The organism is Actinomyces oris, assembly GCF_001937445.1.
GTDB lineage: Bacteria > Actinomycetota > Actinomycetes > Actinomycetales > Actinomycetaceae > Actinomyces > Actinomyces acetigenes.
This window is the reverse complement of the sequence record NZ_MSKS01000006.1, coordinates 121,717-148,225: the sequence shown is the minus strand read 5'-3', so window position 1 is coordinate 148,225 and position 26,509 is coordinate 121,717. Positions and strand designations below refer to the sequence as shown.

General features: G+C 67.1%; 22 protein-coding genes and 1 pseudogene. 11 read left to right on the top strand and 12 right to left on the bottom strand.

The window, feature by feature from the left end; genetic code table 11:
• Window positions 1–118: 118 nt before the first annotated feature.
• Window positions 119–1,309 carry a phosphoglycerate dehydrogenase gene (locus tag BKH20_RS02055; RefSeq protein ID WP_075389727.1) on the top strand — a complete coding sequence of 397 codons (1,191 nt, stop codon included), beginning with the start codon at window positions 119–121 and terminating at the stop codon, window positions 1,307–1,309.
• A 627-nt stretch (window positions 1,310–1,936) separates the two neighbouring features.
• Window positions 1,937–3,058 (top strand): 6-phosphofructokinase, encoded by a 1,122-nt coding sequence (locus tag BKH20_RS02050; RefSeq protein ID WP_075389726.1) that lies wholly within the window; start codon window positions 1,937–1,939, stop codon window positions 3,056–3,058.
• Between the two features lie 33 nt (window positions 3,059–3,091).
• On the opposite strand, the gene BKH20_RS02045 is transcribed toward BKH20_RS02050, so the two are convergent.
• The gene (locus BKH20_RS02045) at window positions 3,092–4,363 is read right to left on the bottom strand and encodes a GNAT family N-acetyltransferase (protein WP_075389725.1); all 1,272 of its coding nucleotides are present in this window, start codon (window positions 4,361–4,363) and stop codon (window positions 3,092–3,094) included.
• Window positions 4,364–4,789: 426 nt separating this feature from the next.
• Here BKH20_RS02045 and BKH20_RS14480 point away from each other — a divergent pair, with 426 nt between their 5' ends.
• The 5 genes from BKH20_RS14480 (at window position 4,790) to BKH20_RS02025 (ending at window position 8,067) form a co-directional block, all read left to right on the top strand.
• Entirely contained in the window at window positions 4,790–5,089 is a 300-nt protein-coding gene (locus BKH20_RS14480) for a hypothetical protein (protein WP_256692981.1), read from the top strand.
• Between the two features lie 71 nt (window positions 5,090–5,160).
• Entirely contained in the window at window positions 5,161–5,511 is a 351-nt protein-coding gene (locus tag BKH20_RS14475) for an FtsX-like permease family protein (protein WP_256692980.1), read from the top strand.
• On the top strand, window positions 5,508–6,257 hold the full coding sequence (locus BKH20_RS02035; protein ID WP_075389724.1) for an ABC transporter ATP-binding protein: 750 nt from the start codon (window positions 5,508–5,510) through the stop codon (window positions 6,255–6,257). Before BKH20_RS14475 ends, BKH20_RS02035 begins: the two co-directional genes overlap by 4 nt.
• 44 nt (window positions 6,258–6,301) lie before the next feature.
• Window positions 6,302–6,925 (top strand): SGNH/GDSL hydrolase family protein, encoded by a 624-nt coding sequence (locus BKH20_RS02030; protein WP_075389723.1) that lies wholly within the window; start codon window positions 6,302–6,304, stop codon window positions 6,923–6,925.
• 110 nt (window positions 6,926–7,035) lie between these two features.
• The gene (locus BKH20_RS02025; protein ID WP_075389722.1) at window positions 7,036–8,067 is read left to right on the top strand and encodes a LacI family DNA-binding transcriptional regulator; all 1,032 of its coding nucleotides are present in this window, start codon (window positions 7,036–7,038) and stop codon (window positions 8,065–8,067) included.
• A gap of 16 nt (window positions 8,068–8,083) precedes the next feature.
• Here BKH20_RS02025 and BKH20_RS02020 read toward each other — a convergent pair whose 3' ends face one another.
• The 4 genes from BKH20_RS02020 to BKH20_RS02005 all read right to left on the bottom strand — a co-directional run bounded on the left by BKH20_RS02020 (window position 8,084) and on the right by BKH20_RS02005 (window position 13,423).
• Entirely contained in the window at window positions 8,084–10,135 is a 2,052-nt protein-coding gene (locus BKH20_RS02020) for a sucrose-specific PTS transporter subunit IIBC (RefSeq protein WP_178388536.1), read from the bottom strand.
• Between the two features lie 231 nt (window positions 10,136–10,366).
• Complete coding sequence (locus BKH20_RS02015) at window positions 10,367–11,899, bottom strand: glycoside hydrolase family 32 protein (RefSeq protein ID WP_075389720.1); 1,533 nt, start codon at window positions 11,897–11,899, stop codon at window positions 10,367–10,369.
• 43 nt (window positions 11,900–11,942) lie between these two features.
• On the bottom strand, window positions 11,943–12,188 hold the full coding sequence (locus BKH20_RS02010) for a hypothetical protein (RefSeq protein ID WP_081381558.1): 246 nt from the start codon (window positions 12,186–12,188) through the stop codon (window positions 11,943–11,945).
• A complete protein-coding gene (locus BKH20_RS02005) occupies window positions 12,185–13,423 on the bottom strand; it encodes an inorganic phosphate transporter (RefSeq protein ID WP_075389719.1) in 1,239 nt (412 codons plus the stop codon). The genes BKH20_RS02010 and BKH20_RS02005 overlap by 4 nt, the downstream gene beginning before the upstream one ends.
• Window positions 13,424–13,731: 308 nt before the next feature.
• On the opposite strand from BKH20_RS02005, the gene BKH20_RS02000 reads away from it, so the two are divergent.
• Window positions 13,732–15,333 (top strand): Hsp70 family protein, encoded by a 1,602-nt coding sequence (locus BKH20_RS02000; RefSeq protein ID WP_075389718.1) that lies wholly within the window; start codon window positions 13,732–13,734, stop codon window positions 15,331–15,333.
• Between the two features lie 23 nt (window positions 15,334–15,356).
• Here BKH20_RS02000 and BKH20_RS01995 read toward each other — a convergent pair.
• The 7 genes and pseudogenes from BKH20_RS01995 to gndA form a co-directional block, all read right to left on the bottom strand.
• Window positions 15,357–15,585 (bottom strand): annotated as a pseudogene (locus BKH20_RS01995) (aldo/keto reductase); the annotation flags it as partial.
• A gap of 31 nt (window positions 15,586–15,616) precedes the next feature.
• The gene (locus BKH20_RS01990) at window positions 15,617–16,144 is read right to left on the bottom strand and encodes a MerR family transcriptional regulator (protein ID WP_075389717.1); all 528 of its coding nucleotides are present in this window, start codon (window positions 16,142–16,144) and stop codon (window positions 15,617–15,619) included.
• A 317-nt stretch (window positions 16,145–16,461) separates the two neighbouring features.
• A complete protein-coding gene (locus tag BKH20_RS01985) occupies window positions 16,462–16,938 on the bottom strand; it encodes a hypothetical protein (RefSeq protein ID WP_075389716.1) in 477 nt (158 codons plus the stop codon).
• Between the two features lie 131 nt (window positions 16,939–17,069).
• Window positions 17,070–17,834 (bottom strand): transcriptional regulator FtsR, encoded by a 765-nt coding sequence (gene ftsR / locus BKH20_RS01980; protein WP_176747130.1) that lies wholly within the window; start codon window positions 17,832–17,834, stop codon window positions 17,070–17,072.
• Window positions 17,831–18,283 carry an FHA domain-containing protein gene (locus tag BKH20_RS01975; protein WP_070658962.1) on the bottom strand — a complete coding sequence of 151 codons (453 nt, stop codon included), beginning with the start codon at window positions 18,281–18,283 and terminating at the stop codon, window positions 17,831–17,833. Before BKH20_RS01975 ends, ftsR begins: the two co-directional genes overlap by 4 nt.
• Window positions 18,284–18,540: 257 nt before the next feature.
• Window positions 18,541–21,240 carry an aminopeptidase N gene (gene pepN / locus BKH20_RS01970; protein WP_075389715.1) on the bottom strand — a complete coding sequence of 900 codons (2,700 nt, stop codon included), beginning with the start codon at window positions 21,238–21,240 and terminating at the stop codon, window positions 18,541–18,543.
• Between the two features lie 73 nt (window positions 21,241–21,313).
• Complete coding sequence (gndA, locus tag BKH20_RS01965; RefSeq protein ID WP_075370944.1) at window positions 21,314–22,789, bottom strand: NADP-dependent phosphogluconate dehydrogenase; 1,476 nt, start codon at window positions 22,787–22,789, stop codon at window positions 21,314–21,316.
• A gap of 368 nt (window positions 22,790–23,157) precedes the next feature.
• Here gndA and zwf point away from each other — a divergent pair, with 368 nt between their 5' ends.
• From zwf to pgl, 3 genes are read left to right on the top strand one after another with little or no spacing between them, the layout of a single operon-like run.
• Window positions 23,158–24,741 carry a glucose-6-phosphate dehydrogenase gene (gene zwf / locus BKH20_RS01960; protein WP_075389714.1) on the top strand — a complete coding sequence of 528 codons (1,584 nt, stop codon included), beginning with the start codon at window positions 23,158–23,160 and terminating at the stop codon, window positions 24,739–24,741.
• Entirely contained in the window at window positions 24,738–25,706 is a 969-nt protein-coding gene (locus tag BKH20_RS01955; RefSeq protein ID WP_075389713.1) for a glucose-6-phosphate dehydrogenase assembly protein OpcA, read from the top strand. The genes zwf and BKH20_RS01955 overlap by 4 nt, the downstream gene beginning before the upstream one ends.
• Window positions 25,699–26,490, top strand: a complete 792-nt coding sequence (gene pgl, locus BKH20_RS01950) for a 6-phosphogluconolactonase (RefSeq protein ID WP_075389712.1) — start codon at window positions 25,699–25,701, stop codon at window positions 26,488–26,490. Before BKH20_RS01955 ends, pgl begins: the two co-directional genes overlap by 8 nt.
• The last annotated feature ends 19 nt before the right edge of the window (window positions 26,491–26,509 follow it).

Below are 26,509 nucleotides of genomic sequence, written 5' to 3'. Positions count from 1 at the left end.
TGCTGTCCCGGCAGTCCCGGCCGTCTCGCCTGGCCTGCGGGTCCGACCACCGGCCCGTGAGCCCGGCCGCCCGTCACAACCTCTTCCCCACCCGGACCGCTCTGCAGAAAGTAGTTCCGTGACCACCAGCAGCGTTGACCACAAGTTCCGCATCCGTACCCTCAACGCCATCTCCGGGGCCGGCCTGTCCCGCCTGCCCGACGAGCTCTACGAGGTCGGCGGCTCCGTGGAGGAGCCCGACGCCCTCCTGGTGCGCTCGGCCAAGCTCCACGACACCCCCATCGAGGACTCGGTCCTGGCCGTGGCCCGCGCCGGCGCCGGCACGAACAACATCCCGGTCGAGGCGCTCACCGAGCGCGGCGTGCCCGTGTTCAACACCCCCGGCGCCAACGCCAACGCCGTCAAGGAGCTGGTCCTGGCGGGCCTGTTCATCGCCTCGCGCAACCTCATCCCGGCGGCCCGCTTCGCCCACACCCTTGAGGGCGACGACGCCGAGATCGCCAAGGCCGTCGAGGCCGGCAAGAAGCAGTTCGTCGGATTCGAGCTGCCCGGCCGCACGCTCGGCATCATCGGGCTGGGGGCCATCGGCGTGCAGGTGGCCAACGCCGCCCTGGGGCTGGGGCTCAACGTCGTCGGCTTCGACCCGGGCATCTCCGTGGAGCACGCCTGGCACTTGAGCGCCGAGGTCGAGCGGGCCGACTCCATGGAGGAGGTCTTCCGCCGCGCCGACATCCTCACCGTCCACGTGCCCCTCATCCCCGCCACCCGCGGGCTGGTGAGCACCCAGCGCCTGGCCCTCATGAAGGAGACCGCGGTGCTGCTCAACTTCGCGCGGGCCGAGATCGTGGACACCGACGCCGTCGTGGCCGCCCTGGACGAGGGCACGCTGGGCGGCTACGTGTGCGACTTCCCCTCCACGAAGGTCCACAAGCACCCCAAGTGCATCTCCCTGCCGCACCTGGGCGCCTCCACCAAGGAGGCCGAGCGCAACTGCGCCATGATGGCGGTGGACTCCCTGCGCGGCTTCCTCGAGGACGGGCAGGTCCACAACTCGGTGAACTTCCCCGAGGCCGTCATGGCGCGCCAGGAGGGCACGCACCGGCTCGTCATCGTCAACCGCAACGTGCCCAACATGGTCGGCCAGGTCTCCACGATCGTGGCCCAGCAGGGGCAGAACATCGCCAACCTGCTCAACAAGTCGCGTGGTGAGCTGGCGGTGATGCTGGTCGACGTCGAGGGTGAGATCGAGCCCAAGGTCCTTGAGGAGCTGCGCGCGATCGACGGCGTGCTGTCCGCGCGCTGCATCTGAGCCGGGGTCCCCGGGGCTTAAGGACGCAGCTGAAGGCGCGCGGTCTGCACCCGCGGGGGCCTGTGTCGTCTCATGACTTCTGAGAGTTTCGGATGTCATGACATCTGAGACACTGGTTGGGTGGCTTGCCGGGGGACCGTGCGGCATGCACCACGCCTGACCGGCTTAGCCCCGCCCTCGCGTTCGTAGGGTAGGGCGCCGGTTCGTACCCTGAACCCCCGAACGCGAGGCATAAGGTACGAACGCGACGGTGGCCTACGCGGCCGACTTCGCCGCCAAGGCACCGCGGAGTCGATCCCACCCTCCAGCGTCCACTCCACGAGGGTAGGGCGTCACTGCACGAGCGTCGGGTGTACTCCATAGGGGTCCGGGGCTCGTGCAGTACGCACAACCCCCGGCCAGTAGATCCCCACCCTCGTGCAGCAGACCGCCCCGAGGCGGGACTCGGGCCGAAGTGAGTGCTGCGTCGAGGCCACCGAACGCCTCAGAAGCCATGACACTCACATGTCTCTCAAGTGAGGAGACAGCACAGTTTCAGCGAAGAACCTTGTTGTCAGCATCGCCAGAATCTCCGGAACAGGCGCCTACAGCCTGTGCGGGCTGGCAAGGAACGGCATACTTGGTTCCATGGCTCAGCGCATCGGCATTCTCACGGCGGGCGGCGACGCCCCGGGACTCAACGCAGCGATCCGAGGCTTCGGAAAGGCGGCGATCCAGGAGCACGGCTGGGAGCTCATCGGCTTCCGGGACGGTATGCGCGGCCTGGCCGAGAACCGCTTCACCGAGCTCGACCCCGCCGCCCTGTCCGGGATCCTCACCACCGGCGGAACCATGCTGGGAACCAGCCGGGACAAGGTGCATCGCATGATGGTGGACGGCGAGCCCCGTGACATGGTGCCCACCATTGTGGACAACTGCGAGAAGAACGGGATCGACGCCCTAGTCTGCCTCGGCGGGGGAGGAACCGCGAAGAACGCCAAACGCCTCATGGATGCGGGTCTCAACGTCATCCACCTGCCCAAGACCATTGACAACGACATCGTCCACACTGACTCCTCCTTCGGTTTCGCCACGGCCCTGGAGATCGCCACGGAGGCCGTGGACCGCTTGCACTCGACGGCGCACTCCCACCACCGCATCATCCTCACCGAGATCATGGGGCACCGGGCCGGCTGGCTGGCCCTGGGCGCGGGCATCGCCGGTGGGGCGGACGTCATTCTGCTGCCAGAGATTCCATACTCGGTGGACGCGATCGCGGACAAGATCGAGCGACGCCGCTCCCACGGGTCGTCCTTCTCCGTGGTGGCCGTGGCCGAGGGGGCACTGTCAGTGACGGATCACGCCGAGCTGGAGCACGCCCGTGCCCTGGTCAAGGACGCCTCCAGTCCCGAGCGCAAGGCGATGGCCAAGCGGGGCGTCAAGCGTCTGGAGGCCTCCCACCGCGCCAACACCTTCACCCTGGCCGAGCAGCTGGAGAGCCTGACCGGGCTGGAGGCGCGCGTGTCCATCCTGGGGTACGTCCAGCGTGGCGGTTCACCCTGCGGCGCGGATCGCCTCCTGGGCACGCGCCTGGGCGTAGCCGGGGCCAACGCGATCGCCGAGGGCCACTACGGGGTCATGGTGGCCGACCGCGGTCAGGGCACGGAGCTGGTACCACTCAAGGATGTGGCCGGACGCACCAAGTTCGTTCCAGCCGATCACGAGTGGATTCAGGCCGCTCGCGCGGTGGGGACGGCGCTGGGGGACTGAGAGCCCACAGTCTGCGGCGGGCGGCTGTGCGCCTCAGCGGGCCAGGAGCGGCCCCGGAGTCCAGGCGATCTCTCCCGGCTCCACGCCGGCCGGGGCGTCCCCGGAGACGATGACGTCGGCGCGCCGCCAGGGACGGTCCTTGGCGAAGAAGAGGCGCTCGCCGGCCATCCACCAGTGCCAGAAACGCACCGACTCCTCGGCGTCGCCGTTGACTCCCTCGGCGATGTCCCGCTTGATGCCGCGGCGCTCGGCTACGTCGTCGCTGGTCTGGACCCACACGTGTGCGTCAATGAGGCTGCGGACTGCAGCCAGGCCGGCCCCGGTTCCCTCGACGAAAACCACGGGGGAACCGGCCGGGATCCGGATGGAGCCCTCGCGTCCATGCTCGCGCCACTTGTCCGGGACAAGGTCGAGGCTGCCGGCCTGACGCAGCCGGGTCAGGGTGTCGACGTACAGCTGGTCCCAGTCGTAGAGCGGCTCGTTCCAGATGAGGTCATCCAGGTGGAGAACCTGCGCGCCAGGGACGGCCGCGGTCAGCGCCGTGGTGAGCGTGGTCTTGCCCGAACCGCCTCTCCCGTCGACCGCGACGATCGCCGGCCGCCCCTGCGGGGCTCCGACAAGGCTCAGCAGGTGCGCAACGAGCTCATCGGTAGCGCTGACCTGCCACCGAGTGACGGCGGGTTCCTCGGGCTGCAACTCGATGGACTGGTCGGCGTTGACCCATCGGGGACTCTCTCCGTCAGCGGGCTTGTTCTGGTGACAGCACATCGTAGGTCCTTTCAGGCAACGGCTCATGAGGGTCAGGTCGAGGATCTGACCATGCTTCTCGCCGGCCTGCGGGACAGTGCCGACAGTGGTGAAACCATAGCGCTCATGCAGACGCACCGAGGTCGCGTTACCCGCCTCGATCAAGGCGATCATGGTACGGTCCACGGCCCGCCGCGAGGCCTCAATGAGGGCGGCGAGGAGCCTGGCTCCCAGCCCTTTCCCTTGAGCCGACGGGCTGAGGTAGATCGAGTCCTCGACTGTGCGGGCATAGCCCTCGTAGGAGTGCCAGGGACCGGCCACCGCGAACCCGACGACGTCCTGCGGCCTGCCGCTGACGTGGGCGACGAGAGCCGTTCCACGCTGCACCATGGGGGCCAACCAGGCCTCGGCCTCAACGGAGTTCTGCTCGATGCTGGTCCAGATGGCCAGGGACTCCCGCACAGCGGCGTTGCGGATCCGACGGATAGCGGAGCAGTCCGCCATGGTCGCCGGACGGATCCGGTAGGTCGGTGCCGTTGTGGTCTCGCGTGAGGGCATGTTCGTTCACCTGCTCGATGTACCGGGCGAGGTACTGTCCCGTCAGCGTACTTCGGTCCGTCACCAATCTGCGTCAGCGTTCCGGTGAACACGACACGGCCGCAGTCCACGGGGCGGCCCAGGAGCGTCCCTGGTTCAGGGGGATGTTGCCGGACGCCGCCGACACCGGATGGCAAGGACATGATGCCGCGCGCGTTCCTCAGCAGAACAAGCCCCACTCATTCAACACCGATAATGTACATTATGTCATTCTTGCTGGAGCGACCCTCTCCCGCGACACGCCGCAGGACTTGGGTGTCCTGCCTGGTCGCCACCCCGCAACGACCACCAACCCTGAACCATCCACCGTGTGACCCCTAAGCAGCATGTACCGCTCTCACGGAGCGCGCCAGCCGGCCCGCTGCCGACTTTCCCTCAGGGAGCCCCATGTTCCTCGCGCTGCGCGAGATCCAGCACGAACCCGTCCGCTTCACGCTCATCATCTCCGTCATCACTTTGGTGGCTTACCTCATATTTTTCTTGGCTTCGTTAGCCGTGGGCCTCGCCCATCGTTACCGCGCCGGCATCGACGGCTGGAACACCGCCAGCGTCGCCGTCACGGACGCCTCCAACGAGAACCTCTCCGCCTCACGCTTGAGCGACAAGCAGCTGAGCGCGGCCACGGACCTGGCCAAGGACAACGCACCAACAGCAAGGCCACACAGTCCGCCGAGGACGCGGGACTGACGATCCTCACCACCGAGGAGCTCGTTCGCACGCTCCCCGGCTACTCAGCCCAGGTCCTCACCTTCAGCCTCATGACCGGCTCACTCATCATCATCGCCTCCACGGTGCTGGGCATCTTCATCTACGTGTTGACGCTGCAGAAGAGGCCGGTACTGGGCATCCTCAAAGCCCGCGGCGTTCCCACCAGCTACCTCATCCGCTCCGGATGTGCCCAGACCCTCGTGCTGTCGGTCGTTGGCATCGGCGTCGGCCTGCTTCTGACGCTCACGACGTCCCTGGTCCTCCCCCGCGCCGTGCCCTTCAGGATTTCCGCTCCGCTGGACCTTCTCATCGTCACGGCATTCATCGTCATCTCCGTCATCGGAGGCTTCATCTCCGTACGGGTCATCTCCCGCATCGACCCCGTGGAGGCCATCTCATGACCGCATCAGCAGCAGCGAGCGAAGCGACAACCCCCGTCATGTCCCTGGAGTCGGTGACCCGGGACTACCGTCAGGGCGATGAGACCGTTCATGCCCTGCGTGGCACCGACCTTGAGCTACGTGCTGGTGAGCTGGTGGGAATCCTGGGCCCCTCCGGCTCAAGGAAGTCCACGCTCCTGACCATCATGGGCGGCCTGCGCACCCCCTCCAGCGGCACCGTGACAATCTCCGGTCAGCCCTTCTCCAACCTGTCGGAGAAGCAGCGGGCCAGGCTCCGACTTCGGCGCATCGGCTTCGTCCTCCAGGCCTCGGGGCTGGTCCCCTTCCTGAGGCTCAACGACCAGTTCAGCCTGCACGACCGAGCGGCACAAACGAAGGGCAACACTGACAGACGGGACCATCTGCTGGACTCGCTCGGCATCACGAAGCGCGCCCACGCCTACCCCTCCGAGCTGTCCGGGGGCGAGCGTCAGCGCGCTGCCATCGCGGTGGCGCTCTACCACGACCCAAACATCATCCTGGCCGACGAGCCCACCGCATCCCTGGATACTCGACGGGCGCAGGACGTCGCTCATCTGCTCGCCGACCAGACCCACGAGCTGGGCAAGGCCACGGTGATGGTCACTCATGACGAGCGGCTGCTTCCCGTATGCGACCGGGTACTGGTCATGCACGACGGCGTCCTGACGGAGCAGCACATGGCCAAGGATGACGAGGGCCGGAGCGACTCGCAAGATGACCGCTGAGCAGCGTTGGCTCCTCTCAGCATGGAGAACTACAGTCGGTAGCCGTGTCCACGATCCCGCACTCCGACCACTTCCCCACTGCCGTCTTCCTCGGTGATTCCGTCACCACCGGTTGGCGAGCCCTGAGCCATCCTCGCAATCGCTGGACCTCCCTCGCGTGCGAGCATCAGCGGTGGCGGGAAGTGAACCTGGCGGCGGACGGCCTGGGTTTCTTCGCACGACGCGGGGGCCACCTGCCCGGCGGGCAGCGCTCGCCGTCGTGCCGTGACACCGCCTGGCTGGAAGCGGTTCTGCGTTGCGAGCCCGACATCGTCACGATCAGCCTGGGCCTGAACGACGCCGCCTTCCTCCCCTCGCAGCGTGAGCTGGTCGAACAGGCGATCGACCACGACCTCAGCTTCGTTGCCACACGCCTGCGGGGTGCGCCGGTTGTCATTGCCCCCTACTTCCCCTCACTGGAGGCCGGCCCACGCTTCCAAGCCGTCCGCCGCCTCGTTCATGAGAGGGCCACCTCCCTGGGTCTGACCTCAACCGATGCCTTGAGCACGGCCATCAACGGTGATGAGGACCGGCTGGCCATCGACCAGATCCACCCCGACGACGCCGGACACGCCCAGATGGCCCGCGCCATGATCTCCTTCTACGCTGAAATCCTGCCCGACACGTAACACTTCCGACCACGTTTACGCAGGTCAGTTGGGTAATGGCCCCTCGAGGCATATGCTTGGCGGCAGATCGCACTCACCGTGACCGACTGAAGGAGCTCGAGGACCCACTCGTGGAGTCACACCGCGAACCCACACTGGCCGATGTCGCTCAGGCTGCAGGCGTCTCACTGACCACAGTCTCCCGCGTGCTCAACAACCGTGGTTACCTCTCCCAAGAGACACGGGAGCGGGTGGCTGAGGCGATTGCGCAGCTCAACTACCGCCCCAATCAGATCGCCCGAGCACTGCACGGCAAGTCGACGCATTCGATCGGTCTGATCGTCCCCACCGTCGCCCTGCCCTTCTTCGGCGAGCTGACCGAGCATGTCGAAGACTTTCTCGCAGAGCGCGGCTACAGGGCCTTCGTCTGCAACTCCATGGGCAAGGCGGATCGGGAACGCGAATACCTCGACCTTCTCGTCTCCCACCGGGTCGATGGCATCATCTCCAGCGCCCACAATGACGGCCTGGCCGACTACAGCTCGATCCGCCTACCCCTGGTCAGTGTGGATCGGGACCTCTCCCCCATCGTCCCCAATGTCCGCTGCGACAACGAGGCCGGCGGTCGGCTCGCCGCCGAGCACCTGCTCAAGCGGGGGGCGCGCCGCCCGGCCCTGCTGACTTCTCGCACGGGAACCCACAACCTGCGGGAGAAGGGCTACCGCCAGGTGCTCCAGCAGGCGGGTATCGAGCCGGTGGTCCTGACTGTCGACTTCAACACACCCAATAGTGAGCGCCCCGGTCTCATTCGCGAACGGCTCAACCTCGTGGCCGACGACGTCGATGCGGTCTTCGCCACCGACGATCTGGCTGCCGCGCAAGTGATGGAGTGGGCGGCCCAGCGCGACCTGAGGATTCCGGACGACTTCAAGGTGATCGGCTTCGACGGAACGGTCGCCATGCAGCACGCCCTGCCAGCGCTGACCACGATCCAGCAACCCATTACCAAACTGGCACGGGCAGCGGTCGACCTGCTCCTGAACCGGATCGAGTCGACGACGGCCGTCTCCTCGGAGAGCACGCCGTCGGACGGTCCCGGAATGAAGGACCTGCAAGCCCCCTCCCCCATGCCGGTGAAGCTGCTGCCCGGCCGTACCGCCTAGTGATCCGTTGACTGGATCAGGCCGTGGCCTGTGCGGCGTCGGCCTGAGCATTCTCCTTGCCGTCATCGGAGTCGTCGGTCTTGCGCACAACGTCGAAGAGGGCATCACCTCGGTGAATCGTTCCAGCACCGTGCTCCTCGATTCCCTCGTAGCCCTGGGCGTTGGAGACGACGATGGGGGTGACGGTCTGGTAGCCGGCGGCTCCGACGGCGGCCCAGTCGACGTCCACCAGCGGCATGCCGCGCAGAACCTTGTCGCCTGCCTTGACCTTGGGGCTGAAGTGCTTGCCCTCGAGCTGGACGGTGTCCATGCCGACGTGAATGAGCAGCTCGACTCCACTGGCGGCTCGCAGCCCGTAGGCATGACCGGTCGGGAAGGCCACGAGGACCTCTCCGTCGACCGGGGAGACGACCGGACCCTCGGAGGGGGCGATGGCCATCCCCGGGCCGAGCATGCCCGAGGCGAAGGTCTGGTCCTCCACCTCGGACAGCGGGATAGCGCGCCCCTGGATCGGAGCGGTGACGGTGAAGTCCTCGGCGGCCTCAGCGGGCAGCTCGACGGTCTCGGCGTGCTCGGCCATGGCCTCGGCTTCCAGAGCGGCCTCATCGGCGTCGACGTCGTCACCGGCCAGAGAGGCCTTACCACGGGTTGAGGCGTATACGTAGGCGGCAGCGAAGGCGATGATGATGGTGAACACCTCCACGGCGAGGTACTTGGGGATGTCCGTTGTCCGCATCGACACGAAGCCGACCATTCCCGCAGCCCCCAGAGAGTGCGTGCGCAGATCGAGCAGGGACACCAGGATGCCTCCGACGCCGGCTGCTCCCATTCCGATGAAGAAGGGCCAGCGCAGTCGGAGATTGACACCGAAGATGGCGGGCTCGGTGATGCCGAAGAGTGCGGAGACACCACCGGCACCAGCAAGCCCCTTCATCTTGGCATCACGGGTCTTGAGGAACACGGCCAGAGCCACGGCACCCTGAGCGACATTGGCCATGGAGGCGATCGGGAAGATGAAGGACCCACCGGTATTGGCCTTGTCAGCGATGAGCGGCAGCTCCACCGCGGGGAAGGACTGGTGCAATCCGGTGACCACGATCGGGGAGTAGACAATGCCGAAGAGGAAACCACCCACGGGACCTGCTGTGTTGTACAACCAGTCCAGGCCGTCCGTGATCCAGATCGACAGCTCACGGGTGAGCGGCCCGACGACGATGAAGGTAAGGAACCCGGTGACCAGCATGGTGAAGAGCGGCGTCAGCAGGAAGTCGGCGGTTCCGGACAACCGCTTGTGGAGCCACTTCTCCACCACGGACAGGATCCATGCCACGCACAGCACCGGGATGACCATGGCCTGGTAGCCGATCTTGGCCACTTCCAGACCAAACAGGGACCAGGTCGGCGACTGCCCTGTGTACTCCCAGAACTTCGCCGCAGCCTCCGGATTGGACATGTCGTAGGCGGACAACAACGATGTCGAGACCATGGCCGCGCCCATAGCGGCGCCGAGATAGACGTTGCCACCAAAGCGCTTGGTCGCCGAGTAGCCCACGAGTACCGGCAGGAAGGCGAAGGCCGCCGCCGAGATCATGTTGATGAGGGCCGCATAGTCCTTGAGCCAGCCCCAGCGCTCTGTCAACGCCTGGTCACCGAAAAGCCCCTCGGCGGTCAGGACGTTGTTGAGAGCCATCATGAGACCGCCGGCGATGAGGGCGGGAAGAATCGGAACGAAGATATCCGCGATGGTCTTGATGAAGCGGGAGAGCGGGTTACCGCCCTTGGCGGCTTGCTCCTTGGCCTCGTCCTTGGAGACCTCCTTGACGCCTCCGGTTCGGATCATCTCGGAGAAGACGAGGTCGACGTCTCCCGGTCCGACGATGATCTGGAACATACCGCCCGCGATAAAGGTGCCCTTAAGATCGGGATCCTTGTCGAGAGCCTTCTGATCGACCTTGTCCATGTCATTGAGGACAAGACGCAGACGCGTTGCGCAGTGCGCTGCTGCGTTGATGTTGTCGGCGCCACCGACGTACGTCAGGACGTCCTTCGCCACGCGGGCGTGATCCATTGCCACCCGGGGGTTCCTTTCTCGTGATGGGACCGCAGCACCTGGGAGGGCGGGGAAACCCAACGGTCGGGATCATCGCTGACTCCCTGCGGCCACACCTGTGTCAATCGATAGTCACGTTACAGTGAGTTAGAGCACCCTGCAACCGGAGAGAAAGGTCCTGGTCAATTCCCTGTCTTCGCCCTGTTCAGGAGCCCTTTGCTCCCGTGGCGACGCCACGTCGGGAAGGCCTCAGGACGGTGCGAAAGTCCTTGTGCTGCCAGCTGTCAGCGCGAGGCTCTCCCCCACCATCAGTCGCGCTCCCGAGCTGTTGATGTCGACGAAACTGCGCAGGGTGAGCACCAGCGCCCCGTCACCGACGAAGACCTCAGTCAGCGAGCGGTCGTGGGTGACCTCCAGCACCTGCTCGCATCCTTCAGGAAGCGTTACAACGCGCGTGGAGCCGTGCTGGGTATAGCGGGAGGTGGAGCGATCCACCCGAAGCACACGCCCGTCCAGAGTGATGTCCACGTGCGAGTCATCCGATCCGATTCGCAGTCCCCACGGCCCCGTGGTCTGCTCTGCGTCGGCCTCCAGACGCAGCTGCCAGCTGCGGTGCCCACTGAGGTGGTCGATCTCATAGATGCCCGTCTCCAGGTACTCACCCACGAGAACCGGCTCCCCGGCGTCGTATGGGAGACAAGCGGCAGGGCGCTGGACGAGTCTCCCCGCTTTGAGACTCAGCATCCGAGGCATACTCAGGGCGTGGACCCACTGTCCGATCTCGATGGAGGGCTGGTCGTCCTCGGAGGCGTTGCCCGCCCACCCGGTCAGCAGCACCGGCCCTGGCTCGGAGGGACGCCGGGCGAAGACCTGAGGGGCGTAGAACTCGAAGCCCCGGTCGACCTCGTAGAAGACCCCGCCGGTGTCTTGCAGCTCAGTGCCCACGAGGTGACCCACCGTGTAGACGCAGGGGAAGATGTTCTCAAAGCCCTCCCTGTCGGGGTTGATGCCCTGCGGGCACCAGAAGAGAACGTCCCAGTCCTCACCGGTGTCCTCGTCCTTCAGCCGCACCAGGCCGGGGCACTCCCACATGTACCCGAAGGAGTCGAAGGCGCCTCCGGCCCCGGGGAAGCTCAGCTCCCCCTCCAGCTCCCAGGAGACCAGGTCCCGGGAACGGTACAGGACTGCGGCTCCGGTGGCGTTGGCGCGCTGGACCCCGATGAGCATCCGGTACTCCCCCGGTCGGTCGGCGTCCCGGAAGACCTGCGGGTCGCGGTAGTGGGCGGTGTATCCCTCAGCATGGGTGGGGATGAGGGGGTTGCCGGGCCACTTGGTGAAGTCGGTCAGGTCGCCACTGGTCACCAGGCACTGGCTGGCGGTGCGCTCGTCGGTCACCGGGTCCTTGAGGTTCCCGGTGTAGAAGAGGTGATAGGGAACCTGAGCGGCTGCGCCGTTGAGCTCAGCCCCCTCCAGCACGATCGCGTTGCCGGAGTACGCCCCGGAGCGGTCGTAGGAGGAGTCCGGGATGACCGCGGGGGCGTGGTGGCGCCAGTGCAGTAGGTCCGTCGAGGAGGAGTGCCCCCAGTAGACCAGCTTGCGGTGGGGGTGAAGAGGACTGAACTGGTAGAAGGCGTGGTAGGTGTCGCCGTCGACCAGCAGCCCATTGGGATCGTTGAGTCGCCCCACCGGTGGGACAACGTGGAAGCGGGGATAGTCCGGGTCATCAGCCGCCGTGGACGCGGCAATCGCATCCAGGGCCAGGCCCTTAAGGTCCTCAGTCACGATCGGATGTTAGCAGGGCCACTGTCGCGTACTGGGGCGGTTCTCAGTGGAAGTACGGGATGATGAGCCACAGGCCGAATAACGCGATCATGGCCGCAATGGTGATGAAGACGCCCGCCAGGACCTGAGCCAGACGCACCCCTTCGACCTCGCCGGCCTCGTGCTTGGCGTGCACGATGGCCAGCATGCGAGCCGCCAGCGAGCAGATGATGAGGATGAAGGCGGTGCCCAGCACCGTCACTGACGCCACCAGCCCCAGCGAGCCCCAGTCGATCGCCATACCGGTCATGCCATGGATCCTGTCGTCATCCGATGCGTACTGTCCTGGTCCGTCACGCCGTTGACGATCTCGGAACGCACCTCGTCCAGCGTCAGCGGTTCACGTCCCAGCTCCGGTTCCTGCTTGACGACGACGATCTCGGAGGCGTCATTGACATTGGAAAAATCCACCCGGTTGTGGCCCGCCTGACGGATGATGGCCAGGGCTCCGAGAATGAGCAGGCAGATGACGGCAATCGTGCCCGGCACCCCGCCCTTGACCGCGACATAGGACGTGGCGGCTCCCACCAGGCCTGAGCACGGAAGCGTCACCAGCCAGGCGATCCCCATCTTGCCAGCGGTTCTCCACGAGACCTTGGTGCCCCGGCCGATCCCTGAGCCCAGGATCGACCCGGTGCAGATATGGGTGGTGGACAGGGCGAAACCCAGGTGGGAGGAGGCCAGGATCGCCACCGTTGAGGCGGTCTCGGAGGCGAAGCCCTGCGGCGCCTCGACATGCACCAGCCCGCGCCCCATGGTGCGCATGATGCGCCAGCCGCCCGAGTAGGTGCCCAGACCGATGGCGAGGCCCGCTGCGGCGATGACCCACCAGTGGGGGCCGGTACCGGCCTCCTGGTAGCCGCTGGCCACCAGCACCAGCGTGATGACCCCCATGGTCTTCTGCCCATCGGATGTGCCGTGAGACAGCGCCACCAGCGATGCGGTGACCCGCTGACTGTTGCGGAAGAGCCTCTCGGAGTAGGGGTTGGTCGGATGCGCGATGCGGTAGGCCAGGGCTGTGGCCAGCGCTGCCGCCAGCCCGGCCACCACCGGTGCGACGACGGCGGGCAGGATGATCTTGGAGATCACCGTCCCCCAGTGGACTCCCTGCACCCCGGCCGCCACCACGACCGCTCCAATGAGTCCTCCGAACAGGGCGTGGGACGAGGACGACGGCAGTCCGAACAACCAGGTCGCCAGGTTCCACAGGATGGCGCCGGCCAGACCAGCGAAGATCATGGCCGGCGCCGCCTCGATCACCGTGTCGTCGAACATGCCGTGAGAGATCGTCTTGGAGACCTCGGTCGACAGGCAGGCACCGATGACGTTGAGCACGGCGGCGACCAGAACCGCTCTTCTGGGTGTGAAGGCGCCTGTCGCCACCGACGTCGCCATCGCATTGGACGAGTCGTGGAAACCGTTCGTGAAGTCGAAGATGAGGGCTGTCACGACGACAACGATCACGAGGAAGAGAATGGTGCTCATACCGTTCCCGATGGAAGATTTGGCTGCCCCTCTCGGCCGCCCTGGCAGACGGTTGCCGAGGTCCGGGTCGCGTGAGCGCAACCCACTAGTATTGTTACCCGCCGACCCCCCTGCTGCCTAACCAATCGCATACGAGCCTCGCACCGGTTCCGGACGGCTCATAGGCACGTCATGCCCACTCCCCAGCGACACGGTCTTTCGTCCCATCTCGGGGGCAAAGCCGCTGAGCCAATTGTCACGTTCCACAAGTACCTCTCGACATGGTGGCATTCCCCGGAAAGAGGGGCCCGTCACGATAGGGTCAACGCATGGCAGCGGACACCATGAAGAGCCTGGACAGCATCGGCAGCGGCATCCTCCCCGACCAGGGGATCGACTCCGAGTCGGCAACGGACATCGACCTGGGTATCGATCTGGGGACGACACGCACCGTCGTGGCACGTGCTGATCGGGGGAACTATCCCGTTATCAGCTTCACCGACGAGCACGGTGACGAGCACGACTTCATCCCCTCACTGACAGCACTGCACGAAGGCGCGCTCGTTCACGGTTTCGCCGCCAGGCAGGCCGCTCACCAGGGGGCTCCTTTGCTGCGCAGCCTCAAACGGGTCCTGGCCTCCCCCACGCTGACGGCATCGACGCCGGTACGGCTGGGAGACCAGACCCTCTCCGTTTTGGAGGTTCTCACCAACTTCCTGCGCCACCTTGAAAGCGAGCTCGCTGAGCGGGGCATCGACATCGCACGCGCCCGCGTGGTGGTCGCGGTGCCAGCCCACGCCTACGGCGCTCAGCGTCTTCTGACTCTTGAGGCCTTCCAGCAGGCGGGCTTCCGTGTCGCCGCCATGCTCAACGAGCCCAGTGCAGCCGGGTTCGAGTACACCCATCGCAAGGCGACCACCGTCTCCTCCAGGCGCACCCGGGTGCTGGTCTACGACCTGGGCGGCGGTACCTTCGACACCTCACTGGTCGACGTCGTCGGAACTTCCCATGAGGTGCTGGCCTCTCACGGACTGGGGGACCTGGGCGGGGACGACGTCGACCTGCTCATGGCCACGATGGCCCTGAACCGGGCGGGCATCGCCGAGGAGGACCTCTCCCCCACTGAGCTCGACGACCTGCTGGACCAGTGCCGGGATGCCAAGGAGCACCTCACCCCTCAGAGCCGTCGGGTGCTCATCATCCTGAGGGGTCAGGACGTCGTCCTGCCCGTGGCCGACCTGTATAATGCCTGCACGCCGCTCATTGAGCGGTCCTTGGACACGATGGCCCCCCTCGTCGGCAGGCTGGACGACGGGAGCCCGGATCTGACCGATATCGCCGGCGTCTACCTGGTTGGCGGCGCCTCAGGTCTGCCTCTGGTGCCCAGGCTCCTGCGGGAGCGTTTCGGTCGCCGGGTTCACCGCTCCCCCTACCCCGGGGCCTCCACCGCCATCGGTCTGGCGATCGCGGCGGACCGCACCAGCGACTACGACCTCACCGACCGACTCTCACGAGGCTTCGGTGTCTTCCGCGAGGCCGACGGCGGTCATCGTCTCACCTTCGATGCGATCCTCAGCCCCGAGTCAGTCCAGGCCTCTCCCGGTGGCCGGGAGGGTACGGTGCTGACCCGTGAGTATGATGCGGCGCACAACATCGGCTGGTACCGCTTCGTGGAGTGTGCCGGTGTCGACGAGGGCGGTGAGCCCCGCGGCGAGATCGCACCTTACCAGGACATCGTCTTCCCCTTCGAGGCCCCACTGCGGGACGTCGACGACCAGGAGCTGAGGACCTACTCGGTGGAGCGGCGCGATCACGGACCGCGGATTCAGGAGCACTACCGCGTCGATGAGGCCGGTCTGGTTCGCGTCACCATCACCGACCTCACCGACGGATACAGCCGCTGTTACGTTCTGGGCAGGCGCACTCTGTAGGCGCAGGCCGGCCCCACAGCGGGTCAGGAGCGCGCGGCATCGGAGACCCGGGTGAGAGCCCGGGTCTCCTCGTCACTGACCTCGAGGGTCAGTGCCTCCACGATCGGCCGAAGCTGACTCAGGTTGCGCGCCGAGGCCAGCGGAGCGGTGACACCGGGACGATCACGCAAGCCAGGCCGGTGCCACCGCTGCCGGCTCCACCCCGTGATCCGCCGCCACTCCGGCGACGGTCTCAACGACGTCATAGCACTGGCGATGGCAAATTGCGCGCGCCTCACGTCGCTCAGATGGCCTGCTGGCGCTTGGCGGCGCGACGCTTGGCCAGCTCGTCCTCGACCAGCGGCGTGCCGAGAGCCTGAGCGTGATCGACGGGCAGGTCCACCAGCGCTCCCTCAACCTCGTGCCACACCCGCCCCACGGCGATGCCGAAGACGCCTTGGCCGCCGGCGACCAGGTCGACGACCTCGTCGGCCGAGGTGCACTCGTAGACCGAGGCGCCGTCGCTCATGAGAGTGATGGAGGCCAGGTCCTCGACACCGCGGGAGTGCAGGGCGCTGACGGCCGTGCGGATCTGCTGGAGCGAGACCCCGGTGTCCAGGAGGCGCTTGACGACCTTGAGGACCAGGATGTCGCGAAAAGAGTAGAGGCGCTGAGAACCCGATCCTTTGGCGCTTCGAATCGACGGCTCGACCAAGCCGGTGCGTGCCCAGTAGTCGAGCTGGCGGTACGTGATACCGGCAGCGCGGCAGGCGACCGGCCCGCGGTAGCCCGAGTCGGCATCGAGCTGGGGCAACGGGTCACCGAACAGCATGCCCTGAGTACGCTGAGGCCTTGCTATCGCACTGGCTTCATTCATGCTCACGACCTGCTCCTGTCGCCGGAAGAACACGCACCTGAAACTGGTGCGGCGGCACGCCTCGTGCGGCCACGGCTCCACGATAGGGCCACTTGGGGCGATGCTCAACGAAGGGCACGCCTCATCTCGGTGTGCCGTCGGGCGTGAATCTCTAGCTGAGGTCAACAGTTGCCTCCCAGGCGCCCACTATTCCCTGCGATGAAGCCAGTTCTCCGCCAGTACGTCACTTTCAACAAGTGACACAGATTACAACATTAGTCACACGAGTCACATCAGTCCCGCGTGTCGTCATCGGCGAGATCATCAGTCTGCGACAACATTCGCTGCCACTGCTTAAGTCTCTCCGCCCCGTGGTCGTCACTGAGATCCACAGCCCTCAGGCGCGTCAGCGAGCTGCTGGCATGCACCGGGAACCGGTGGTATCCGCTCAGAAGCAGCCCCTCCCCCGGAGTGCAGGCAACCGTCATCACCCGACTGGTACAGGCAGGAGTCTCAACGATGAGTCTGGCGACGATGCGCGCGTCATCGTCAACGTCGAGCTCAGTGCACCCGATCCGACCACCCAGTGCCTCGACGACGTCGTCAAGGAGCCGTGGCCAGGAGGGCGACCGGTGCGAGCCGTGAGCCTGCAGCGCCAGTCCCTCGTGCGCCGTCACCGGAATGGCCAGCATCGCCGGCCCGCCGTCCTCCACGAGGACGGCGACCAAGCCGTCATCAGGATCAGTGGATCTGACACCCACCAACTGCATCAATGGCACGTTCCAACCCTACGGGAGGCAGTCCCCCCTGTCCCGGGAACACGCAACCGACGCACGCTGACCTTCGTCGACACGCGCGGCCCGGCCTGGTCAACGCCTACTGGGCGTGCGGGCACCCGCTGTCAGCCCAGAGCGTCGACGGCGCGACGCAGCAGAATCGTGTGCAGATCCGCGACGAGCTCGGCCAGTTCCCGAGCCGTCTCTTCACCGGCACTGCGCGACCGCGAGCGGCGCGGGGCCACCGCCTGATCGATCGTGTCCGCCTCCCGCTCAGCTGAGGCGCGTACCGCACGCAGGTTGCGCAGGGGCACTCCCTTGCGGGTGATCTCCATGGCCAGACGCACGGTCCTCAGGTTCTGCTGACTGTAACGCCCCCGAACATCGGGACTGATGAGTCCGACGGCGACGAGCTCCTCGATCTGGGACTCACTGGCACCGGAGTGGGCCAAGAGCGCCTCCAGGTCCATGGGGCCGTCGTCGACGATCTGCCCGTCTCGGGCGACCACCCGAGCAACAGGCTGTGGAGCGGGGGCCTCGACGTCGGCGTCCAGCCGTGCCAGACGGTCACGGATGACGTGCAACGGGAGGTACTCGTCGCGCTGCACCGCCAAGGCGTAGCGCAGACGCTCCAGGTCCGCCTGCGAGTAGCGGCGGTACCCGTTGCCGACACGATGAGGACTGATGAGCCCCTCACCCTCGAGATAACGAACCTTGGAGATCGATAGGGCAGGGAACTCCACCTTGAGGAGATCCACCACCTGCCCGATCTTCATCACGGGCTCTCGAGAGATTCCGCGGGGCCAGGTCTCGCCTGCCGGGCGCTCAGAGGCTTCAAGCAAGGAGGAGGGGGCGTCTCGCTTCTTGCTTCGTGCGGTTGCAGCGCTCACCGAGACGCGGCTCCGCCCTGGGGGCCGGGGTGGTAGGTCATCCGGTACTTGCCGATCTGAACCTCATCACCGGAGCGAAGAGCCGCCTGCTCCACGCGCGTGCGATTGACGTATGTTCCATTGAGTGAACCGGAGTCACGGACGCCGTACCCACCATCGGGCAGAGATGAGAAGACTGCGTGCTTCCTGGAGACGGTGACGTCGTCGAGGAAGATGTCGGCACGGGGGTGGCGCCCGACCGTCGTCTCCTCGGCGTCCAGGAGGAACCGCGCACCGGTAGTCGGCCCGTGGTGGACGAGGAGAAGCGCCGTTCCCGACGGCAGTGCAGCGATCGCAGCGGCGTCCTGCTGGCTCAGCCCCACCACCGGGGAGTCAACTGAGTTGGCGACGTCAACGACCCCGAAGGTCTGTGTGGAGGAGGGATCCTGCTCGATCGGACTGCTCGACATTATTCCTGCCCCTCAGTTCGTTGCGGCGCCCGGTGCGCCGCCTCAGGGACCACCATACCGTTCGTTGCACCGCCGTCGAGTCAACACCACGACATGGCTCTCCATGATTGTCCACGACCCTACCCGCTGCACGCCCGCAACAATGCCCTCGAGGTGACCAGGAGCACCGATTGAAGGTCTCAAACAGGTCACGACTCCGCATTGATGTTGGTCAGGCTAGGACAAAGGTCTCACAGGCATGGAGATGGTCTGAGCTCTCAGAGATCCTCTGAGCCGGTGCGCCGAGCGTTCAGAGCACGTCGCAGGTCGTCGAGGCTCTTGAGGACGAGCCGGCGCAGGGCCGACGGTGCCTCGGGGTGCGTCGCAAGCCAGTCCTCGACCGCTTGGGCGTCCGCCTCGTCCCCGCAGGCCGGGAAGAGCCCGTTGACCAACCGGGTGGCGATCTCCTGGCCGCGCCCGGACCACAGTCCGGGAAGCTCCTGGAGGTATCGAGGGGTGAATGCCGCGGTCAGCTCTCGGTGGGCATCGACGGCGAAGCCACCCACGAGGGCATCGATGTGGTCGTTGCTCAAAGCGGTGTCGTTCAGGAGCCGGTCGAAGACCTCGGCCTTGAGGTCCTGGCGGGGCATCGAGCTGGAGGCCTGCAGGTGACGGGTGATGCCACTGGCCGTCGGGTCTGCCTTCCGCTGCGCCTCGAGCTCGTCGGCGCTGACGGCGTCCAGTCTCGCCAAGGCGGTCAGGGCCCGCCACCGCATGTCGGCGTCCAGCTCCAGGCCGGGCAGAGCGCCATCCAGGATCTCGCGTGCACGAGTGGCCGCCTGGGCGCTATCCGCCTCACCGAGCAGCCGTGCCTGCCCTGCGGCCTCCAGCCAGGCACGGGCGCGCACGATCTGGGCGTCGGAGCCCGGCGCGGCAGCACGGAGTCTGCCCCACCCGCCGCGCAGGACGGCCGGGTCCGTCTCTTTCGACGGCTCGGTCGAGTCATCGGCCAGGAGGAGCCCCAGGAGCGCACGACGCCTGTGCCCTCCGGCATACCTGCAGGCGACCCGCAGCGCCTGGTTCAGCAGGACGGTCAGGGTGCTCGGCTCGGTGTCGTCGTCGGCGTGTGCCAGGACGGCCTGGACGAACAGCGCCGCATCGATGAGCGCGTCACGCACCAGGTTGTGCAGCATCGACCAGGCCAGGGACCGCGCCATGGGATCGCGCAGGGAGCCGAGCGAGGTGGTCAGGCAGGACAGTGAGGCGTCGTCAGGCCGCACGATGGCGTAGGTGAGGTCCTCGTCGTTGACGACGACGAGATCGGGAGCGGGCAGACCCACGGCCTCGGCGACGTCGAGCCGCTCGGCATCCAGAGTGACCGGCAGCCTGTGGGTGCGTACCAGCGCCCCTCCCCCGTCGACGGAGTACAGGCCGACGACGAGTGTGTGCGGACGCAGGACGCTCTGCCCGGTCACCGGGTCGGTTCCCTCCTGCCTCAGGGTCAGGGAGGCGATCCGCCCCTCATGAACGGCCAGCTCATCGGTGATGGTCGAGGGGCCTGCGGTGTGGAGCCAGGCGCGGGCCCAGTCGTGCATGTCGCGGCCCGAGACCTGGGAGAGCACGCGCAGGAAGTCGTCCAGGGAGGCGTTTCCGTAGGCCCTGCGCTCAAAGAGGAGCCCCGCGGCCTCCAGGAAGGTCTCCTGGCCGACGTGGGCGACGAGCTGCTTGAGGACGGCGGCGCCCTTGGCGTAGGTGATGCCGTCGAAGGCCTGCCGGGCGGCCTCGACGTCATCGACCTGCGCGACGATGGGGTGGGTGGTGGCCGGCCGGGAGTCCTCCAGGTAGGCCCAGGCCTTACGGGTGGAGGCGAAGCTCACCCAGGCCTCGGTGTAGCCGGCCGCCTCGGCCTCGGCCCAGGTGCTCTGGTGATCGGCGAAGGACTCCTTGAGCCAGGTGTCCTCCCACCACGTGGGGGTCACGAGGTCGCCGAACCACATATGACACATCTCGTGGAGGATCGTGTTGGCGCGTCCGGCCCTCTGGGAGCGGGTGACCGGCCCCCGGAAGAGGTAGAGCTCCTCGTTGAAGGTGACGCAGCCCGGATTCTCCATGGCTCCGAGGTTGTACTCCGGGACGAGCACGCTGTCGTAGGAGTCCCAGGGGAAGCCGTAGGCGTAGGCACGGTCGTAGAGGTCCAGGCCGGCGCGGGTCAGGTCGAGGAGCTCGGCGGCATCGAGGTGCTCGGCCAGGCTGGCGCGGCAGGACCAGGACAGAGGGATCGTCAGGCCCGGACGGCTCGGGGACGTCCATTGCCCGGTCACTCGGTGCCAGGAGCCTGCGGCCAGTGCGGTGAGGTAGCTGGGCAGGGGTCTGGAGGCGGCGAAGGATGTCGTCTCACAGCCGGAGCCGGTGCCGGTCGGGGACTGACGGCTCGATCCGCCTGCTTGCGGTCGGGTGTTGGACATGACCGTCCAGCCGCGTGGGTGAGTGACCTCCAGCGAGAAGCGGGTCTTGATGTCCGGCTGCTCCATGATAGGCCAGGCCCGGCGCGCGTCGGAGGGCTCGAAATGGGTGTAGAGGTAGGTGGCGCCGTCGACCGGGTCGTGGAAGCGGTGCAGCCCCTGGCCCGAGTTGGAGTAGAGGCCGCGCGCCGTGATCTCCACCGTGTGCTCGCCCGGGTCGAGAACGGGCAGCTCGATACGGGCCCCGTCCCAGCTCACCGGGACGGGTTGCCCGTCGATGCTGAGGGAGTCGACCGCCTGCCCTACGAAATCCACCCAGAGGCCTTCGACGCGTTGCCTGATGTCCAGGCGCATCAGGCAACGCACGCTGAAGGCGGGCTCGTGACGGGCGGCGGCCCCGGTGATGTCGACGGCCACGTAGGTGGAGGGCACCTGGCACACGGAGGATCGCCAGGAGGCCTCCTCGTGACGCAGGTTCGTGGGGCTGTCTGAGCGGGCGGGCGCGGTGGTCGTCATGCGCCAGAATCTAGCGCTATGTGGTCGCGACTGAGGCCTCCACGGGGCGGGTGCGAGGCCTCAATTGGGGGTCTCAGTCCCACTTCTCCTCGGTGCGCTCGGGCGTGGCCCACAGGGTGTGGTAGACGCCCTCGACGTCGTCGGTGCGGTGGTAGGTGTGCGAGCCGAAGAAGTCTCGCTGCCCCTGGATGAGGGCGGCCGGCAGGCGCCGTGAGCGCAGCTGGTCGACGTAGGCCAGGGAGGAGGCGAAGGCCGGGGCGGGGACACCGGTGGTGGCGGAGGTGGCCACGACCTGGCGCCAGGCGGGCAGGACCTTCGCCAGGGAGGAGGCGAAGACCGGCGCCGTGAGCAGACTGGCCAGAGCCGGGTTCTCGTCGTAGGCGCGAGTGATGTCGTCCAGGAAGCGGGCGCGGATGATGCAGCCGCCTCGCCAGATGCGGGCCATAGCGCCCAGGTCGATGTTCCAGTCGAACTGCTTGGAGGCGGTGGCGATCTCGTCGAAACCCTGGGCGTAGGCGGCGATCTTGGAGCCGTAGAGGGCCTGCTTGACGGCGTCGACGAAGGCGCGTCGCTCCTCGGGGTCGGTCAGGGCCGTCTGCGTGGTTCCTGCAGCGATGTCGGCGGCCTGGACCGCGGCCCGCGCCGCGCTGGAGGAGGAGACCGCGCGCGCGAAGGTGGCCTCGGCGATGGCGGGCACAGCCACTCCCAGCTCGAGGGCCGTCTGGGTGGTCCACACGCCGGTGCCCTTCTGGCCGGCCGCGTCGACGACGACGTCGACGAAGGCCTCTCCGGTGGCCGCGTCGGTGTGGGACAGGACCTCGGTGGTGATGTCGATGAGGTAGGAGTCGAGCTCGGAGTCCTTCCAGGAGCGGAAGACCTCGGCGATCTCCTCCACGGTGAACCCGCCGACGTGGCGCAGCAGGTCGTAGGCCTCGGCGATGAGCTGCATGTCGGCGTACTCAATGCCGTTGTGGACCATCTTGACGAAGTGGCCGGCGCCGTCGGGACCGACGTGGGTGCAGCACGGCGTACCGTCGACGTGGGCCGAGATGGACTCCAGCATCGGCCCCAGGCGGTCATAGGACTCGGCAGTGCCGCCAGGCATGATCGAGGGGCCGTTGAGCGCCCCCTCCTCGCCGCCGGAGACCCCCATGCCCACGAAGTGCAGGCCGCGCTCACGCAGGGAGACCTCACGGCGCCGGGTGTCGGTGTAGAGCGTGTTGCCGGCGTCGACGATGATGTCACCGGGCTCCATGAGGGCGGCGAGCTCCTCGATCACCGCCTCCGTGGCCGCTCCGGCCTGGACCATGATGATGGCCACACGCGGCGTGCGCAGCGAGGCCACGAAGTCCTTCAGGTCGGCCGCGGGCACGAAGTCGCCCTCGGAGCCGTAGCGTTCGATGAGCCTCTCGGTACGGGCCAGCGTGCGGTTGAAGACGGCGACCGCGTGACCGTGACGAGCCAGGTTGCGGGCCAGGTTCGCCCCCATCACCCCCAGCCCGAAGACACCGAGATCGGCTGTGGCCGGTGCGGGGGTGAAGCTGCTCATGGAAGTCCTTTCCTGTGCCGCAGCCCTGATGACGGCGCTGCGATTCCAAGCCTTGGTGGTGGACGATACTGGTTGCGCTCTGCCAGGACCCTACCGCGTCCAGTCCTCGCGCACGAGGAGCGTCCGTGGTTCAGACGTGTCCGCAACGGCGTGTAACGGCTCACGGCAGGCCTGTCCCTTCCGGGTGAGACGCCTCCGGGGGCGCTACAGTGACATGTGCGGCGAGCACAAGTTCCTCGGGGCGGTGCAGTGGCCATGCAGTGTCCCTGCAGTGGCCCTGGCCGGGCCTCCGCTCAGAGTGCCGTAGCGCGCCGACGACCCGTTGGTGGCGCCTGGTCCGCCGTTCGTCGAATTTCAGAAAGGCTGACGTGTCCAGCTCCGACTCTGCGACTCCGTTTCCGTCGTCGAGACCCGCGCGGGCGGTCAACCCGCTTCTCGACGCCCGTGACCTTCGCCTTCCGCGTATCGCGGACCCCTGCGTCCTGGTGATGTTCGGCATCACTGGTGATCTGGCCCGCCACAAGCTCCTGCCCGCAATCTACGACCTGGCCAACCGCGGCCTGCTCTCCCCCAGCTTCTCCCTAGTGGGGGTCGGCCGGCGCTCCTGGTCCGACGACGACCTGCGCGCCTACGTGGAGGAATCGGCTCGGGCGGGTGCCCGCACCCCCTGGCGTCCCGCCATCTGGGAGCAGCTGGCAGCGGGGATGCGCTTCGTGGAGTTCACCTCCTTCGAGGATGACGCCGCTTACGACCGGCTCACGGCCGTGGTGGATGACCTGGATGCCACCCGGGGCACACGCGGCAACCGCGCCTTCTACCTGTCGATCCCCCCGGGATGGTTCCCGGCCGTGACTGAGCGGATCGCCCGCTCCGGGCTCGTGGAGGAGTCGGCTGACGCCTGGCGGCGCGTCGTCATCGAGAAGCCCTTCGGGCACAACCGCTCCAGCGCCCGAGAGCTCGATGACCTCGTGGGACGCATCGTGCGTCCCGACGACGTCTTCCGGGTCGACCACTACCTGGGTAAGGAGACGGTGCAGAACATCCTGGCGCTGCGGTTCGCCAACACGATGTTCGAGCCGCTGTGGAACCAGCGCTACGTCGACCATGTCCAGATCACCATGGCCGAGGACATCGGTATCGGCACCCGGGCCGGCTACTACGACACCATCGGCTCGGCTCGCGACGTCATCCAGAACCACCTGCTCCAGCTCCTGGCGCTGACCGCGATGGAGGAGCCCACCAGCATGGAGGCGGCCGCGGTGCGCCTGGAGAAGGAGAAGGTGCTCAACTGCGTGCGCCTGGAGCGCAACGGGGTGCTGGACCTGGACCTCACCGCAGCCCGGGGCCGTTACGACGCCGGCTTCCAGGGAGGGCTGCCGGTGCGGGGCTACCTGGAGGAGGACGGCGTCGCCGCCGACTCCCGAACCGAGACCTTTGCCGCTCTGCGTCTGGAGATCGCCAACCGTCGCTGGGCCGGCGTGCCGTTCTACCTGCGCGCCGGCAAGCGCCTGACTCGCCGGGTCACTGAGGTCGCCGTCGTCTTCAAGCAGCCGCCGTTCCTGCCCTTTGAGTCAGCGGCCACCACGGCCGTGGGAGCCAACACCATCGTGCTGCGAATCCAGCCCGATGAGGGCATCACGCTGCGGCTGGCCTCCAAGGTACCCGGAACCCAGATGGAGCTGCGCGACGTCTCCATGGACTTCGGCTACGGAGCCACCTTCAACGAGGAGTCCCCGGAGGCCTACGAGCGCCTCATCCTCGATGCGCTCCTGGGGGACGCCCCGCTCTTCCCCCACCAGCGCGAGGTCGACCTGTCCTGGCGCATCCTGGATCCTGTCATCGAGCACTGGAGCGCCGGCGGGAGCCCCGAGGGCTATCGCCCCGGCTCCTGGGGGCCGGCCAGTGCCCACGAACTCCTTGCCCGCGACGGCCGCACCTGGAGGCGCTCATGATTACCACACTGACCGCGACGACCACCTCCCGGATCGTCTCCCGGCTGGTGGAGCACGAGGGGGCCTCCGGCTCCTCCCGGGTGCTGACGCTCGTGATCTCCACCGACGAGAAGGGCCTGGAGGATGCGCTGTGCGCCGCGCACGGTGCCAGCCGGGATCATCCCAGCCGAATCATCGCCGTCGTCAAGCCGCCTGAGGAGGACATCGGCCGCGCGACTCCGCGCAGTCGTGATGGACACGTCTCAGCTCAGGCCGGTGGACACCTGGACGCCGAGATCCGAGTCGGTCACGACGCCGGCGCCGGCGAGACGCTGGTCCTGAGGCCCTGGGACGAGGCGGCTCTGCACACCGACACGCTGGTGGTGCCCTTCCTCCTGCCCGACGCCCCGGTGGTCGTGTGGTGGCCAACGACCGTCCCTGAGATCCCCTCGCAGGACCCCTTGGGCCGCCTGGGCTCGACTCGCATCACCAACACTCCCGCACAGGACTTCCCGGCCAGGGCGCTGCGGAAGCTGGCACCGGTGAGCGTGCGCGGCGACATCGATCTGGCCTGGACCCGCATCACCCTGTGGCGCGCCATGGTGGCCTCTACTCTGGATCCGCTGCTGCGCGCGGGCGGGCTGCGGGAGGTGGTGGTGGCCGGCGAACCAAGGAACTCCTCGCTCTGCCTCATGATCACCTGGCTGCGGCTGCGGCTGGATGTGCCGGTCACGCGAGTCGATGAAGAGGGTTTCAAGGGCATCTCCTCCATCACCGCCAGAACCGACGACGGCGAGATCATCATCGCCCGCCACGACCTGGAGCGGGTCACGATCACGCGCCCCGGCTCCCCCGAGCCTCAGGTGGTCACGATGGCCCGACGCGAGCCGATCAGCACCCTCGACGAGGAGCTGCGCCGACTCACCCCCGACCTCGTCTACCAAGAGGTCCTGGCCTCACTGCTCGAGGAGCCCCTCAATGGCTGACTGCACGCCCGACGCCCAGTCGATCGCCGAGATCCAGACGGCCGCCTCTGCGGCTGCTGCGCCGGACGTCATCGTGGTTCCCACACTGAACGACGCCGCGCTCAGGGCCTGCCAGGACACCATGCGGATCCTGTCCACGGTGGTGACGGACCGGGGAGTCGCCCACTTGGCGCTGACAGGCGGTTCCGGGGGGATGGCGCTGGCTGAAGCCCTCGCGCCGCTCATCGCCGCTCAGCCCGAACCGGTGCGTCGCGCCATCCACCTGTGGTTCGGTGACGAGCGCTTCGTGCCCGCCGGGGACCCGCAGCGCAACGATCTGCTGGCTGCGCCGCTCATCGCCGCAGGCATCAGGGAGTCTCAGACGCACCGGCTGGCCGCTCCGAACGAGGTCAGCGGTCTGGATGAGGCGACCGCGCGTATGGTCCACGAGCTTGAGTCGGCAGGTCTGACCCACGGCGGTTTCGATGTGGTCCACGTAGGGCTGGGACCTGACGCACACGTCTGCTCCCTCTTCCCCGGGCACCCGGCCGCGCTCGCGGTAGGAGTGCCCGCCGTGGCCGTGCGCAACTCGCCCAAGCCCCCTCCCGAGCGCTACTCCTTGACCTTCGAGGCCCTGCAGCATGCCGGCCGGGTCATGGTGGTGGCCGGCGGCGGAGGCAAGGCCGAGGCGGTACGCCTGGGTCTAGGAGCCCCCGATGTGCTCAAGGCACCGGCCTCGTGCTGCCGGGGGGATCAGACCACCTGGTACCTGGATGAGCCGGCCAACGCTCTGATGCCTGCTTGAGTCCGATCCGGTCGCCCTG

Excerpts from the sequence above, each read along its gene's own strand:
- BKH20_RS02050 (WP_075389726.1), top strand. The coding sequence starts at position 1,937 with ATGGCTCAGCGCATCGGCATTCTCACGGCGGGCGGCGACGCCCCGGGA.
- BKH20_RS02045 (WP_075389725.1), bottom strand. The coding sequence starts at position 4,363 with ATGCCCTCACGCGAGACCACAACGGCACCGACCTACCGGATCCGTCCG.
- BKH20_RS14480 (WP_256692981.1), top strand. The coding sequence starts at position 4,790 with ATGTTCCTCGCGCTGCGCGAGATCCAGCACGAACCCGTCCGCTTCACG.
- BKH20_RS14475 (WP_256692980.1), top strand. The coding sequence starts at position 5,161 with ATGACCGGCTCACTCATCATCATCGCCTCCACGGTGCTGGGCATCTTC.
- BKH20_RS02035 (WP_075389724.1), top strand. The coding sequence starts at position 5,508 with ATGACCGCATCAGCAGCAGCGAGCGAAGCGACAACCCCCGTCATGTCC.
- BKH20_RS02020 (WP_178388536.1), bottom strand. The coding sequence starts at position 10,135 with ATGGATCACGCCCGCGTGGCGAAGGACGTCCTGACGTACGTCGGTGGC.
- BKH20_RS02010 (WP_081381558.1), bottom strand. The coding sequence starts at position 12,188 with ATGACCGGTATGGCGATCGACTGGGGCTCGCTGGGGCTGGTGGCGTCA.
- BKH20_RS02005 (WP_075389719.1), bottom strand. The coding sequence starts at position 13,423 with ATGAGCACCATTCTCTTCCTCGTGATCGTTGTCGTCGTGACAGCCCTC.
- BKH20_RS02000 (WP_075389718.1), top strand. The coding sequence starts at position 13,732 with ATGGCAGCGGACACCATGAAGAGCCTGGACAGCATCGGCAGCGGCATC.
- BKH20_RS01990 (WP_075389717.1), bottom strand. The coding sequence starts at position 16,144 with ATGCTGTTCGGTGACCCGTTGCCCCAGCTCGATGCCGACTCGGGCTAC.
- BKH20_RS01985 (WP_075389716.1), bottom strand. The coding sequence starts at position 16,938 with ATGCAGTTGGTGGGTGTCAGATCCACTGATCCTGATGACGGCTTGGTC.
- BKH20_RS01975 (WP_070658962.1), bottom strand. The coding sequence starts at position 18,283 with ATGTCGAGCAGTCCGATCGAGCAGGATCCCTCCTCCACACAGACCTTC.
- pepN (WP_075389715.1), bottom strand. The coding sequence starts at position 21,240 with ATGACGACCACCGCGCCCGCCCGCTCAGACAGCCCCACGAACCTGCGT.
- gndA (WP_075370944.1), bottom strand. The coding sequence starts at position 22,789 with ATGAGCAGCTTCACCCCCGCACCGGCCACAGCCGATCTCGGTGTCTTC.
- BKH20_RS01955 (WP_075389713.1), top strand. The coding sequence starts at position 24,738 with ATGATTACCACACTGACCGCGACGACCACCTCCCGGATCGTCTCCCGG.
- pgl (WP_075389712.1), top strand. The coding sequence starts at position 25,699 with ATGGCTGACTGCACGCCCGACGCCCAGTCGATCGCCGAGATCCAGACG.